At 49.7% G+C, this 14,229-nt stretch carries 9 protein-coding genes; 4 read left to right on the plus strand and 5 right to left on the minus strand.

Annotated features, from left to right (window positions below; translation table 11 throughout):
• Positions 1-70: 70 nt before the first annotated feature.
• Positions 71-1,549 (plus strand): monooxygenase, encoded by a 1,479-nt coding sequence (locus NYE62_RS05345; protein WP_039252071.1) that lies wholly within the window; start codon positions 71-73, stop codon positions 1,547-1,549.
• A gap of 88 nt (positions 1,550-1,637) precedes the next feature.
• Positions 1,638-2,159: a MarR family transcriptional regulator gene (locus NYE62_RS05350; RefSeq protein WP_012117244.1), complete on the plus strand. Its 522-nt coding sequence runs from the start codon at positions 1,638-1,640 to the stop codon at positions 2,157-2,159.
• A gap of 36 nt (positions 2,160-2,195) precedes the next feature.
• Here the strand turns inward: NYE62_RS05350 and NYE62_RS05355 are convergent, their stop codons facing one another.
• The 5 genes from NYE62_RS05355 to NYE62_RS05375 all read right to left on the minus strand — a co-directional run bounded on the left by NYE62_RS05355 (position 2,196) and on the right by NYE62_RS05375 (position 6,894).
• Positions 2,196-3,353, minus strand: a complete 1,158-nt coding sequence (locus NYE62_RS05355; RefSeq protein ID WP_033574498.1) for an AbrB family transcriptional regulator — start codon at positions 3,351-3,353, stop codon at positions 2,196-2,198.
• Between the two features lie 167 nt (positions 3,354-3,520).
• A complete protein-coding gene (locus NYE62_RS05360; RefSeq protein ID WP_007409175.1) occupies positions 3,521-4,717 on the minus strand; it encodes an MFS transporter in 1,197 nt (398 codons plus the stop codon).
• Positions 4,718-4,732: 15 nt separating this feature from the next.
• Positions 4,733-5,353, minus strand: coding sequence for a TetR family transcriptional regulator C-terminal domain-containing protein (locus tag NYE62_RS05365; RefSeq protein WP_342497280.1), 621 nt, complete (start codon positions 5,351-5,353; stop codon positions 4,733-4,735).
• A gap of 249 nt (positions 5,354-5,602) precedes the next feature.
• Entirely contained in the window at positions 5,603-6,112 is a 510-nt protein-coding gene (locus tag NYE62_RS05370) for a ferritin-like domain-containing protein (RefSeq protein WP_015417176.1), read from the minus strand.
• 68 nt (positions 6,113-6,180) lie between these two features.
• Positions 6,181-6,894, minus strand: a complete 714-nt coding sequence (locus NYE62_RS05375; protein ID WP_144664071.1) for a DUF421 domain-containing protein — start codon at positions 6,892-6,894, stop codon at positions 6,181-6,183.
• Positions 6,895-7,035: 141 nt separating this feature from the next.
• Between NYE62_RS05375 and addB the strand changes: the two genes are divergently transcribed.
• The gene (gene addB, locus NYE62_RS05380; protein WP_342497281.1) at positions 7,036-10,536 is read left to right on the plus strand and encodes a helicase-exonuclease AddAB subunit AddB; all 3,501 of its coding nucleotides are present in this window, start codon (positions 7,036-7,038) and stop codon (positions 10,534-10,536) included.
• Positions 10,523-14,227, plus strand: a complete 3,705-nt coding sequence (gene addA, locus NYE62_RS05385) for a helicase-exonuclease AddAB subunit AddA (RefSeq protein WP_251257174.1) — start codon at positions 10,523-10,525, stop codon at positions 14,225-14,227. Before addB ends, addA begins: the two co-directional genes overlap by 14 nt.
• Positions 14,228-14,229 lie beyond the last annotated feature (2 nt).

Raw genomic sequence — 14,229 nt, forward strand, 5'->3', positions numbered from 1 at the left:
AAAGGAGGCGTTTTATTTTTTGGTGATTTTGTTACCCGTGTAACAAAAAATATGAAAGAGGGCTGATGAGATGAAAACACAGGCTGCCATTATCGGGGGAGGTCCGGTCGGACTTATGCTTGCATCAGAACTGGCGCTGGCCGGAGTGAAAACGACTGTTATTGAACGATTGAAGAAGACGGTGCCATATTCCAAAGCGCTTATCATGCATCCGCGCACACTTGAGCTTTTTGCCATGAGAGGCATATTGGAACGCTTTTTGGAAAAAGGGACGAAGGTGTCTTCCGGCCATTTTTCCATGCTGGATACACGGCTGGATTTTTCTCGGCTGGATACGAAGCAGAATTATTCGTTAATGCTGCCTCAGGCAGAAACGGAGCGGATTTTGGAGGAGTATGCATCAAGTCTCGGCGCAGACATCATCCGCGGGGCGGAAGCGGTGGCTGTCACCCAGACGGATGACGGAGTGGAGACGGTGTTCCGGGACGAAAGCGGGATCCGCACTCTTCACAGCTTATATGCCGCGGGTACAGACGGAGCGGGGAGCATTGTCAGGAAACAGGCGGGCATCGCTTTTTCGGGCACTGATGCCGACTTAACAGGAACCCTCTGTGATGCCGCTTTGAAACATCCGCCCGAATCTTCCTTTTTGTCAACGTGCCGCCTGGAGGGATCGGTTGTGATTGTCCCTCTTACGGACGGACTTTTCCGCGTCCTCATCGTTTCTCCGCACGCTCCGCAAAAGCGGAAGGAAGAGCCGGTCACCGAAAATGAGCTGAAAGAAGACCTGCGGCGGATATGCGGCACTGATTTCGGATTGGGTGATCCGGTATGGACGTCGCGGTTCGGCAATGCCGAGCGTCAGGCTGAGCAGTACCGATCAGGCCGGGTTTTTGTGGCCGGTGATGCGGCGCACATTCATTTTCCCGCAGGCGGCCAAGGGCTGAACACGGGGCTTCAGGATGCCTTCAACCTCGGCTGGAAGCTGGCGGCGCAAATGAAGGGGAAAGCGGCGCCTTATCTTCTGGACAGCTATCATCAGGAAAGGCACAGCACAGGAAAAGAAGTATTGCACAATATAAAAACCCAGATAAAGCTCATGGATTTTACCGAGTCGGGGATGGCATTAAGAGAAACGATGGCCGCTTTGCTGGATTTTCAGGAGTCCAACCGTTTATTGGCGGGAAAAGTATCCGCGCTTGATCTGCATTATGAACCGGATGCGGAGCTGCCGCCGCATATCCTGAACGGAAAACGCCTGCCGGATATCGAATTGACCCTTCATGACGGGCGGCCGGCCCGGCTGTATGATTTTCTTCATAAGGGCGCCTTTGTGCTTTTGTCATTAAGAGGGAGCATTCCCGCCGGTATTGATACGGACAGCGTGGCAGCTGTCAGGGCGGAGCTTGCTGAAACACGTGCCGATTGGGATGACGTCCACGCCGTTTTCATCCGGCCGGACGGCCACGCGGCATGGGCAGCCGGCGGCTCGGGACGTGAAGCGGAAGAAGCTGTTCTGGCCGGTTTGGAGAGATGGGGATTCATCTGATACCCTTTTATGCGCCTGTGTGATTGTTTCTTGTGTAACAAAACGTTATAGTAAAAGAAACAATCAATACGGAAGGGTGATTCAGCAGTTGGACAGAAGACAGCCAGACCATGCAAAACACATGATTCTTGAAGGGCTGACAGATATTTTTCACGAGCAGGAGAGGTGTCAGGAGGACATCAGGGCGTCGTTGGCCGGACGGATGGACGAACTCCGTGAAGAAAATGGAAAAAAATTACAGTTGACTTTGACGGAAATTCACATTTTGTCGTGTATCGGAGATCATGAACCGATCAATGTCACGTCAATAGCGGAAAAAATGAAGACGACAAAGCCGACCGTGTCGAGAAGCTGCGCGAAGTTTTTGGAAGCCGGCTTTCTGCGCAGGACCCGGCTGAGCGACAATAAAAAAGAAGTCTATTTCCGGCTGACTCCTGCCGGGAAAGAGCTGCATTCTCTTCATCATGAATATCATGAATTGATAAAAAAGCGGCTCTTGGCGTTTTTAGACCGCTATACAGATGAAGAACTGTTATTTGCTGAACGGCTGTTCCGTGATCTTTCAGCAAACTGGCGGTCTGTAAATGGCGGCGGAGAGCTGTTCAAATAAAAAACACGCATATGGATGCGTGTTTTTTTATTCGGATCATGTTCCTCTTTCTGCCCGGCCTCTTTCACCGTGTGCCCGTTTCAGCTGAGAAAGGTGGTGCAGCAGCCGATAGAAGGGCGGAAGCATGGCGATGACGAGAACGATCCGGATGACCTGAACCGCGACGACGAAAGTCGAGTCTTCGTGCAGGGTGATCGAAGTCGCCGCCATCTCGGCGATCCCGCCGGGAGAAAAGGCGAGAACAGATGTAATCATGGAGATGCCCGTTAATTTAGAAACCGCAATCGCGCTCAGAATCATGGCGGCGATTAATCCGACGGAAGAAATAAATCCGACGGTCAGCACTCTCGTCACACCGGTGAACATACTTTTGTACATTTTTGATCCGATTGTGGCGCCGAGAAAAATTTGTGACAGCTGGTTCGCTTCCGGCGGCCACCAGGCCAGCATGTCTTTGCCCGCCAAGGCGGACACGCCGATTTCCGCAGCAGCAACGCCAATCATGCTGCCGAGCAGCCAAGGGGCGGGAAATTTCAGCCGTTTTGCGCCTTTGCTTGCAAGCCAGGCAGCCAAAATAAATCCGGCCGTTAACAAGACGGGAGTAAGGCCCGGATGTGAAGCTCCTGCCGAAACGGCTCCGGCTGATGTCTGAGCTGCACCGTTTTGTTTGGTAAATAAGAAAATGACAAGAAACGGTATTGTCATGACGACCAAAAGGACGCGCGTCAGCTGAATAAGGCTTACAATCGCGGTGTTTGCGCCGACTTCCTGGGCGATACCCGGCATGGCGGATAAACCGCCCGGCGCCGTGCCTACAAAGCTTGTCATCATGTCTGTCCGGCTGAACCGAAAGAGCACATATCCGGAAACAAGCGCCATCACGATAGAAAAAATCAGCATGAAGCCTACCGGAAGCCAATGCTCCCGTAAAACCGACAGAACGGACAGGTTCAGTTTCTGGCCGAGTTCGATGCCGAGGATCATTTGTCCCGCGGCAAGCCATCTGCGGTGAATCCCTCTTCTGTCAGGCGCCATGAACAGCCAGCGGGGCCTCGTCATGGAGAGGATGCAGCCGGCGGCCAGCGTTCCGAGCATCCAGGCGATCGACATCCCTGTAAGCGAAAGAAGAAACCCCCCTGCCGCACTGATGAGAATAAACCAGATATCCGTAAGGAGATGTTTGTCTTTCTTCAATGAAAACCCTTCTTCCTGAAACATTCATATTAAATTGTTAAGCTCGTTAACCTTACTATTACTATAGTATAGATTTTGAGATAAATAAATAATGAATTATTTCTCATAATCCATTCATTTTTCTTATCGCAAACGCAAAAAAAGCTCCGGAGATGGGTGAGTGCACCCTACTCCGAAACCTCGCCCGCTTTTCCTTTCCACACAAAGGTCAATCCCAGACCGAGAAATAAAACCACACCTGCGAACAGAAACGGGAAGTGAATATTCATATCAAATAAAATACCGCCCAGAGCCGGGCCGAAAATGGTGCCCAAACTCGTGTATGTTGAGTTCATACCGGCAACAAACCCCTGCTGATTTCCTGCGATTTTCGATAAATAAGTAGTCAGTGCCGGGCGCAGTAAATCAAACGCAAGGAAAATGATGCAGGTGACAGCGAGCACGGGCAAAAATCCTGACATCACCGTAGAAACGAAAGCCAGCACAGCGCCGATGATCAGACAAAGCTGAATGACTTTTTTCTCCCCGAGGAAGTTGACAAGTCTTCCGAACGCGAGTACTTGAATGAGGACCGCCACAATGGAGCTGAACGTAATAATAATGGCGATATCCTTTGGCGTGAAGCCGAATTTATGGTTTGTAAATAAGCTGAATACCGTTTCGTAAGCCGACAGTCCGAATGCCAAAACAAAAACGATGATAAAGGCGATCAAGTAGTTTGGATGAATCGACTTTTTCAAATCTTTTAAGAAAGTTGATTCTTTGACGCTTTCCAGCTGCTTTGCGCGTTCTTCTTTAGTTAACGGCTCTTTCAGCATAAAGACAGAGGAAATCACTGCGATAAATGCAATTCCCGCCGCAAAGAAAAACGGCATTCGAACGCCGTGATCGGCAATAAATCCTCCTATGCCGGGCCCGATGATAAACCCTGTGCTGATGGCGGCAGATACATAGCCCATCGCCTTCGATCTTTCCTGCACCGTCGTAATATCTGCGACATACGCTGTAACAGCGGGCATGATAAAAGCGGCACTGATGCCCCCCAGCACCCTTGCGAAATATAAAATGGAGACATGTGTGCCCAATCCGAAGGTCAGTTCGGATAATGCGAACAAAAACAGTCCGGCGAGAATCATGATTTTTCTGCCGAAGCGGTCAACCCATCTCCCCGCAATGGGGGATGCAATTAATTGCGCAACGGCGAAGGCAGCGACAAGGTATCCCATTGTGCTGCCCGTCAAGTGCATCACATTCATAAACAGCGGCATAACGGGAATGATCAATCCGATGCCTAAAAACGCAATAAATATATTGCTTAATAAGATGATGAGTACAGCCTTTTGTTCTCTGATCGGTTTTTGCATGTTGTTTCTCCTTTGTCAGCTGTCATTCTGTTTATCAGCGCTGATCGACCCGTGAATAAACACGGAGATGGCTTCTTTTTGCAATTCGATTCTTTGCTGAATGGTATCGTTTTTATATAACACATCTAAACCGTAGAAGACGGATAGCAGGATTTTTACTTTTGATTCGACATGATGAATGGACCAGCTGCCGTCTTGATTCCCCTCTTCTAAGATCTCTCTCATCACATCGTCATATTCAATATCAATTTTGTTGAGCCGCTTTACGACCTCCTCTGACGTAAACGCACTCGCATAAAACTCTTCACTTGCTCTCATAAGCGGGTAATTGATGCTCATCCGGCTGAGCAGCTCCGCAAAGCCCGCCAGCTTTTGGGCAGCATCTTTCAGATCAGCTTCCATTTCCCTCCACGTCTCGATCATCACGCGGTGATCCTCTTCCATGATATGAAGAAACAGAAACTCTTTTCCTTTAAAATGGTGATATAGATTGCCTTTACTGATTTCGGCAGCCTCTAAAATATCCCGAATCGATGTTTCTGAATATCCTTTTTTTGCAAATAAGTCACGCGAAGCGGATACGAGCCTGTTCTTCGTCTTTTGGCTCTTTCCGGCACCGCCTTTTGTATTTGTCACTTCACACAGATCCTTTCCGCCTCATTCATATCGTTGTCCCGCAAAGCGGGGCTCGGTTCGTTTGAAACCGACCAGTTGGTTTATTTTATTATAAAGGGTTTTTGCTGATTATACAATGAAGAAGGTATCCATTGTTTAGAGGGAGTATAAAACGGCTCGAAAAGTAAACCCCATTCTCTCATGTTGAAAGAACGGGGTTTGTCAGCGGTCTGAAGACTCCCGGCGGGGGAGCGTGATCTGCCTGAACCGTTATTTGCCGTTATTTACCTCGGTGTAGCTTGTGTTCGGCGCGTTTGATACCGTTCCCCCTGTATGGTGGAAAGGAGAGTGGGCCATATCGTATAAAAACCAGACGGCATGACGCTGCTCGTCAAATGCCGTGCGGGCAAATAACCGCTTCGCTTCCGGATGCACCGCTCTATCGGATGCCTGCAAATAAAAATCATTCGTTTTCTGCTCATCATAAAACGCCGCCCTCAGTCCTTCTCTGTATGTGTGCGGACAATGCTCCGTCTGTTTCGGCGTCAACTGTTTTCCGGTAATTGACGTATACAGTGAAGAGAAAGCGTGCAGGTGGCGCACTTCTTCCTCTCTGATATGTTCGATTCGTCTTCTGATTTCTGCGGTCGGCGCTTTTTCGGCTAATATTGAGTAGCAAATCACAGCGCTGTATTCACCGTTTATGGATTTTACCAGATCCTTTATAAGCACAGAATCGTCGCTGCAGATGGCTGTATAATGAAAAAAATTCTCGTGCATTGGACTCACCCCCGAATGTTTATAGGGTATTATACGGCGGCAGCCCGTGACATGTGCGGATGTCATTTTTATTCTTGATCTAGCGGCGATGTAATATGGTCGTCGTATGTGTCGACAAAAAGCCGGCCGTTGCTTCCGCGCACAGCGTATACGACGTCTTCCGGTTTGAGGTTTCTCTTGTCCAATTCTTCTCTCAGCCATTTTTCCGATACGTGGTTTTCTTCCAGATTATTCATCACCAGCCGGCCGTCCATAATCAGCTCAACGGCAAAGTTCTTTTCATGTCCGGCAAAGATGCCGAGATCCTTTCTTATAACGGGCGCAAATTCCGGTTTGACCTCCACTGACATGCTGCCGTTTGTTTCAATGATGGCAGTCTGAACCTGAGAAATGTCAAATACGTCATTTACACGCAGCTGCTGGTTCAAGTAGTCGATGGTATAGCGCATCGTTTTCATATTATGCTCAAGTATTTTTCCGTTTTGAATGATAATGGTCGGTTTGCCCGCAAAGAAACCCCTGGCGGTTCTGTTTTTCATAGAAAGATATGCGACAAGATAAATGATGACCACGAAAATCGTGTAAGCACTGACAGTAAAATGAATCGGCAGTTTTGTATTAAACGACAGATTTGCCGTGATGGCGCCGAGCGAGATGGCCGCAATGAAATCAAAAAGCGTCATCTGTGAAATGGTTTGTTTTCCGAGTATCCGGGCGCCGATAAACAGAATGCTGAACGACAGAATCGTTCGCACAATCACTTCGGGATATTCTGACATCATATTTAATCCTTTTTTTCTTTAATTTGGTCAAAAACGATATGTTTTAAAACAGTCATCCCGTTTTTACCAGCAGATGAGATTGGTCATTTTCGTCAACTTTCGATAAAATGTAGAAAGATAAAAAGAGAGGGGTCTTCTAATTTGGGTGTTGAGTTTTTAGTAGGCAGATCGGGGAGTGGGAAAACGAGGCTGATTATCGACAGCATTCAAGATGAACTGCGCCGGGAGCCGTTCGGGAAACCGATCATTTTTCTAGTCCCGGATCAAATGACGTTTTTAATGGAATATGAGCTTGCTAAAACGCCGGATATCGGCGGCATGATACGCGCTCAAGTGTTCAGTTTTTCGCGTTTGGCGTGGCGCGTGCTTCAGCATACCGGGGGCATGAACCGCCCGTTTGTGACGACGACGGGTGTGCAGATGCTTTTAAGGAAACTGATTGAAGAACATAAGCACGAGTTTAAAGTGTATCAAAAAGCGAGTGACAAAACCGGGTTCACTGAGCAGGTGGAACGGATGCTGACAGAGTTTAAGCGGTACTGTATTGAGCCTGAAGACGTCCGCCGCATGGCGGAAAGCGGAACGGCGTCAGAATATCGCGGAGAGCGGATGCTGTCTGAAAAACTTCATGATTTAGGCATTTTATATCAGCAGATGGAAAGAAGCCTCGCCGGACACTATTTGCATTCAGAGGACTATTTGACGCTGCTCGCTCAGCAGATTCCTTTGGCGGACGTTGTAAAAGGCGCCCGTGTTTACGTCGACGGATTCTATCAATTTACGCCGCAGGAATTAAGGGTGCTGGAGCAGCTGATCATGCATGCTGAACATGTCACATTCTCGCTGACGGCGGACAGCCCTTCGGCGGAACAGGCACCGGATGAGCTCGATCTGTTCAGAATGACGGGAAGCACATACTATAAGCTTTATCAGACGGCAAAGGAATTGAATGCCGATATTTCCTGCAAGGAACTGCATGGCACGAAGCGGCATCAGCATGCTCCGGAGCTTGCCTGTATAGAGTCGCAGTACGATGTGCGTCCCGCCGCGGCGTATACCGGCGGACAGGAAGCTTTTGCCGTCATGCAGGCGCAAAACAGAAGAGCTGAGCTTGAAGGTATTGCCCGGGAAATTCAATCACTTGTCCGGGACGGAGGATACCGGTACAAAGATATGGCGATTCTCGTCCGTCAGCCGGAAGATTATAAAGATTTGCTGAAGGAAGTGTTTGCCGATTACGGGCTTCCTTATTTTATTGACGGAAAAGCTTCTATGCAGCATCACCCGCTTATTGAATTCATCCGTTCAAGCCTGGATGTCGTGAAGGGGAACTGGAGATATGAAGCGGTGTTCCGCTGTGCGAAAACCGAACTGTTATTCCCGCTTGATCAGCCGGAGCAGAAAATAAGAGAGCAGGTCGATCAGCTTGAAAATTACTGTATCGCCTACGGCATTAAAGGGGAGCGCTGGACGAGCGGCGAGCGGTTTGTATACAGGCGCTTCGTATCGCTCGATGAGGATTTCGCGCAGACGGATCAGGAAATAGAGATGGAACACATGCTGAATGAGACGAAAGAGTGGATGGCCGCGCCCCTTGTCCGGCTTCAAAACCGGATGAAAAAGGCGAAAACGGTTCAAAGCATGGCGGAGGCTCTTTATCTCTTTTTGGAAGATACCGATGTTCCCCTGAAGCTGGACCGGAAAAGGCAGCAGGCCGAAGAGGCCGGAAACATGATCGAAGCGCAGCAGCACGGCCAGGCGTGGGACGCCGTTATCCAGCTTCTTGAGGAGTTTGCCGGCATGATGGGTGAAGATGAAATATCTTTGGCACTGTTCCAGCAAATGCTTGAAACGGGAACGGAATCGCTTCATTTTTCTTTAATTCCTCCTGCGCTTGACCAAGTATTTGTAGGGAATATGGATCTCTCAAGAATGTACGGCACGTCCTGCACATTCGTCATCGGGGCCAATGACGGCGTTCTTCCGGCGCGCCCGGATGAAAACGGCGTGCTGTCTGATGATGACCGGGAGTGGCTGAAAGCAGTCGGAGTGGAGCTGTCTTCCGCGGGGCGTGAGCGGCTGCTTGATGAGCATTTTCTCATCTATATGGCGCTGTCGAGTCCGTCTGACCGTCTTTATGTGTCATACCCGATTGCCGATGCGGAAGGAAAAACGCTCCTGCCGTCAATCGTTGTAAACAGGCTTGGCGAGCTGTTTACCGATCATCAGGAAAAGCTGTCAGCGGCTGATCCCGAGCAGGTAAGCGAAGAAGAGCAGCTTCAGTATCTCGTCAATAAACAGGTGGCTCAGACATATACGGCAAGTCAGCTCAGGCTGTGGACAAGAGAGTACGAGATCAGTGACGTATGGTGGAGCGCATACAATGTGCTGATGAAAGAGCCTGATCACCGGCGTGCGAAAAAGCTGTTTTCAAGCTTGTTTTTCCGCAATGAGGCGAAGCGTCTTGAACGCCCTGTTTCGCGCCGGCTTTACGGCGAGCATATTAAAGGAAGCGTCTCCCGGATGGAGGCGTTTAATGCCTGCCAGTTCTCTCATTTTGCATCTCACGGGCTTCAATTAAAAGAGCGGCAGTTTTTCAAGCTGGACGCGCCAGATATCGGCCAGCTGTTTCACTCCAGCCTGAAGCTGATTTCAGACCGGCTTCGTGAGCAGAAGCTGGAATGGCGCGATCTGACGAAAGATCAGTGCCGGAATTTCTCCTATGAAGCGGTGGAACGGCTTGCGCCAAAGCTGCAAAAAGAGATTCTGCTCAGCTCAAACAGACACTTTTATGTGAAGGAAAAACTGCAGAAGATCGTCACGCGTGTTTCTGGCATATTAAGCGAGCATGCGAAGGCGAGCGGTTTCGTCCCGGTCGGTCTTGAACTCGGTTTCGGCGGAAGCGGGCCGCTGCCTCCGCTCACTTTCACGCTGAAAAACGGCTGTACGATGGAACTCGTCGGACGGATCGACCGCGTGGATAAAGCGGAAAGTTCAAAAGGCCTGCTGCTGAGAATCGTTGATTATAAATCAAGCGACAGGGGGCTTGATCTGGCTGAGGTGTATTACGGGCTCGCTCTGCAAATGCTCACATATCTTGACTTATCGATTACACATTCCGCGGATTGGCTCGGCATGAAAGCGACCCCGGCAGGCGTTTTGTATTTCCATATTCATGATCCGATGATTCAGGCCAGTCTGCCGATGGGGCTTGATGAAATCGAGCAGGAAATTTTTAAGAAATTTAAAATGAAAGGCCTTCTCCTCGGTGACCGGGAGGCGATCAGCCTGATGGACACGACTTTGGAGGAAGGGCGTTCAAATATCGTCAATGCCGGTTTGAAAAAGGACGGTTCTTTAAGATCCGACTCAGCCGCGGTCAGCGAACAGGACTTTCATCTGCTGACAGACCATGTGCGGCGGACATTTGAACAGGCGGGCGAAGCGATAACGGACGGACTTGTGTCCATTACCCCGTATAAGCTGAAAGATAAGACGCCTTGTACGTACTGTGCGTTTCAATCGGTGTGCCAGTTTGATGAGTCGCTTAAGGAAAATGAATACCGCAGCCTGAAAGCGGAAAAAGACGGCACCATACTGGATTGGCTGAAGAAGGAGGCGGATGATGATGCAAATTCCTAAACCGAAAGACAGCATATGGACGGATGACCAATGGAGCGCCATCGTTTCTTCCGGCCGCGATATTTTGGTCGCTGCCGCAGCCGGATCAGGTAAAACGGCCGTGCTCGTGGAACGGATGATCAGAAAGATAACCGCGGAGGAAGATCCGGTTGATGTTGACCGGCTCCTTGTGGTGACCTTTACAAACGCCTCAGCAGCGGAGATGAAGCATCGGATCGCGGAAGCATTAGAAAAAGAGCTCGCCAAAAATCCGGGATCTCTGCATATCAGACGGCAGCTCTCTCTATTAAATCGGGCGAGCATTTCGACGCTTCACTCTTTCTGTCTGCAAGTGCTTAAAAAATATTATTATATGATTGATCTTGACCCCGGTTTTCGGATGGCTGACCAGACGGAAGGCGAATTGCTCGGAGACGAAGTGCTTGATGAGCTGTTTGAAGATGAATACGCAAAAGGGAATCAGGCGTTTTTTGAGCTTGCAGACAGATACACGACAGACAGGCATGATCTGGATCTTCAAGACCTTGTCAAACGGGTGTACGAGTATTCCCGGTCGCATCCTGACCCGGAAGCGTGGCTGCAAAGCTTTGTCCGCCTGTATGACGTGACGGAAGAAAGCAAAATGGAAGAGCTTCCGTTTTACCAATATGTGAGAGAAGATGCTGAAATGGCGCTCTACGGGGCAAAACAAAAGCTTGAGAAGGCGCTTGAACTGACAAAAGCGCCCGGCGGGCCGGCCCCGCGCGCTGATAATTTTCTGGATGACCTTCAGCAGATAGAAGAGCTGATCAGCTGCCGGCATGACTTCGATGCGCTGTATGAACGGGTTCCCGCAGTCTCCTTTAAGCGGGCGAAGGCGGTAAAGGGCGATGAATTTGACAAAGCGCTTTTGAACGAAGCGACCGATTTGCGAAACGGCGCGAAGAAACTGATCGAAAAGGTAAAGACCGATTACTTTACAAGAAGTCCGCAAGATCACTTAAAGAGTTTAACAGATATGAAGCCTGTCATCGAAACGCTCGTTCAGCTCGTGATATCGTACGGAAAACGATTTGAAGCGGCGAAACAAGAAAAATCAATTATTGATTTCTCAGATTTGGAACATTACTGCCTGGCGATTTTAACTGCGGTTGATGAAGAAGGCCGGCGAGTGCCGAGCGAAGCGGCCGTTTATTATCAAGACCAGTTCCATGAAGTTCTGGTTGATGAATATCAAGATACGAATCTTGTGCAAGAGTCTATCCTGCAGCTTGTTAAAAGCGGGAATGAAGAGGCGGGAAATCTGTTTATGGTAGGCGACGTTAAACAATCGATCTACCGTTTCAGACTTGCTGAGCCGCTGCTGTTTCTCGGGAAATATAAAAGGTTTACAGAAAGCGGGGAAGGCGCGGGGCAGAAAATTGACCTGAACCAAAATTTCCGCAGCCGCTCCGATATTTTGGACAGTACGAATTTCTTGTTTAAGCAGCTGATGGGCGGAAAAATCGGCGAAGTGGATTACGATGAACAGGCGGCATTGAAGCTCGGCGCATCGTATCCGCCGAATGACGCGGCAAAAACGGAACTGCTGCTCATTGACAGCGCTGATGGCGCAGACAGCTCCGAGGATGCCGAAGACTTTGAAACTGTGCATTGGGAAGCGAAAGCGATAGCCGGGGAGATCCGAAAGCTTGTCTCATCTCCGTTTAAGGTATATGACGGCAAAACAAAAACACACCGGAATATCCAGTACCGGGATATCGTAATTTTGCTGCGCTCCATGCCGTGGGCGCCGCAATTAATGGAAGAGCTGAAAAACCAGGGCATTCCGGTGTACGCCAATTTGACGTCGGGTTACTTTGAAGCCGTGGAGGTAGCTGCGGCGCTTTCAGTCTTGAAGGTGATTGATAATCCGTATCAGGATATTCCGCTTGCTTCCGTGCTGCGATCGCCCATCGTCGGCTGTGACGAAAATGAACTTGCGCTGATACGCCTTGAAAAGAAAAAAGCGCCGTTTTATGAAGCGCTGAAAGCATATATAGCGAACGCTGACAGGCATGATGACCTGTATCAAAAACTGAGAACCTTTTATGACAGTCTGCAAAAGTGGCGGTCATTTTCGACGAATCATTCGGTGTCTGAGCTGATTTGGGAAGTATACCGCGATACCGGATATTTTGACTATGCAGGCGGCATGCCAGGCGGAAAGCAGCGCCAGGCCAATCTGCGCGTCTTGTATGACCGGGCGCGCTCGTACGAAGCGACGGCGTTCCGCGGGTTATTCCGCTTTTTGCGGTTCATTGAACGGATGCAGGAGCGCGGCGATGATCTGGGGACGGCCCGGGCGCTCAGCGAGCAGGAGGATGTCGTTCGGCTGATGACGATCCACAGCAGCAAAGGACTTGAATTCCCCGTCGTTTTCACCGCCGGACTCGGCAGAAGTTTTAATATGATGGATCTCAACAAATCATACCTGCTTGATAAAGAGCTCGGTTTCGGCACGAAGTATATTCATCCGGAACTCAGAATCAGCTATCCGACTCTTCCGCTTGTGGCGATGAAGAAAAAGATGCGCAGAGAGCTCTTATCCGAAGAATTGCGCGTATTGTATGTGGCGCTGACCAGAGCGAAGGAAAAGCTGTTTCTCGTCGGTTCCTGCAAAAACCGGGAAAAACAGCTGGCCAAATGGCAGGCGCAAGCAGACCGGGCCGATTGGCTTCTTTCTGAATTCGACCGCTATCAGGCGTCATCTTATTTGGACTTTATCGGGCCGGCGCTCATCCGCCACCGTGACATGGAGGCGCACAGGACGCCGGGACTTTCCTCATCTGAGGATATCGCGCGCGACCCGTCGCGTTTTCATATCCGGATGCTGCAGCAAAGTGAATTGCTGGAAGAGAATCCGAAAGAACGTGCTGAAGAAAAGAGCAAACGTCTCAAAGCGATTCAGCAGGGCGAGCCGATTCCTGATTCGTTTTCATTTGATGATCAGGCGCGCCGTCTGCTTGAATGGGAATATCCGTACCGAGAGCTGACGGCTATCAGAACGAAGCAGTCAGTTTCTGAGCTGAAGAGAAAGCAAGAATACGAGGATGAATACAGCGGCCGCTCTCTCATCAAACCGTCAGGAGACACGCTTTTATACAGGCGTCCCGGTTTTATGATGAAAAAAGGGCTGACAGCCGCCGAAAAAGGGACGGCGATGCATACGGTGATGCAGCACATACCGCTGACGCACGTTCCGACTGCCGAAGAAGCGGAGCGGACGGTCCGGATGCTTTACGAAAAAGAGCTGCTGACAGAAGAACAGCAGGAAGCTATTGATATAGAAGAAATTGTCCAGTTTTTCGGAACTGAAATCGGGAAAGACCTTCTCGGGGCGCTGCGGATTGACCGGGAAGTGCCGTTCAGTATGGCGCTTCCGGCCGGCGAGGTGTACAAGGATGCCGAAACGGCCGGTGAACCGCTGCTCGTGCAGGGGATTATTGACTGCCTCTACGAAACTGCGGACGGTCTCTATTTGCTGGACTATAAAACAGATCGGATAGAGGGGAAATTCCGGAACGGATTTGAAGGCGCGGCTCCGATTCTGCAAAAAAGGTATGAAACACAAATCGAATTGTATACAAAAGCGGTTGAACAAATTACAAAAACGAAAGTGAAAGGGCGTGCGCTCTATTTCTTCGATGGAGGTCACGTTCTTACACTGTAACA

Source organism: Bacillus sp. FSL K6-2861, assembly GCF_038630725.1.
GTDB classification, from domain to species: domain Bacteria; phylum Bacillota; class Bacilli; order Bacillales; family Bacillaceae; genus Bacillus; species Bacillus velezensis.

What these genes read in the sequence shown, in the direction of transcription:
- NYE62_RS05345 (WP_039252071.1), top strand. Translation starts at nt 71, where the DNA reads ATGAAAACACAGGCTGCCATTATCGGGGGAGGTCCGGTCGGACTTATG.
- NYE62_RS05360 (WP_007409175.1), bottom strand. Translation starts at nt 4,717, where the DNA reads ATGCAAAAACCGATCAGAGAACAAAAGGCTGTACTCATCATCTTATTA.
- NYE62_RS05370 (WP_015417176.1), bottom strand. Translation starts at nt 6,112, where the DNA reads ATGCACGAGAATTTTTTTCATTATACAGCCATCTGCAGCGACGATTCT.
- NYE62_RS05375 (WP_144664071.1), bottom strand. Translation starts at nt 6,894, where the DNA reads ATGATGTCAGAATATCCCGAAGTGATTGTGCGAACGATTCTGTCGTTC.
- addA (WP_251257174.1), top strand. Translation starts at nt 10,523, where the DNA reads ATGCAAATTCCTAAACCGAAAGACAGCATATGGACGGATGACCAATGG.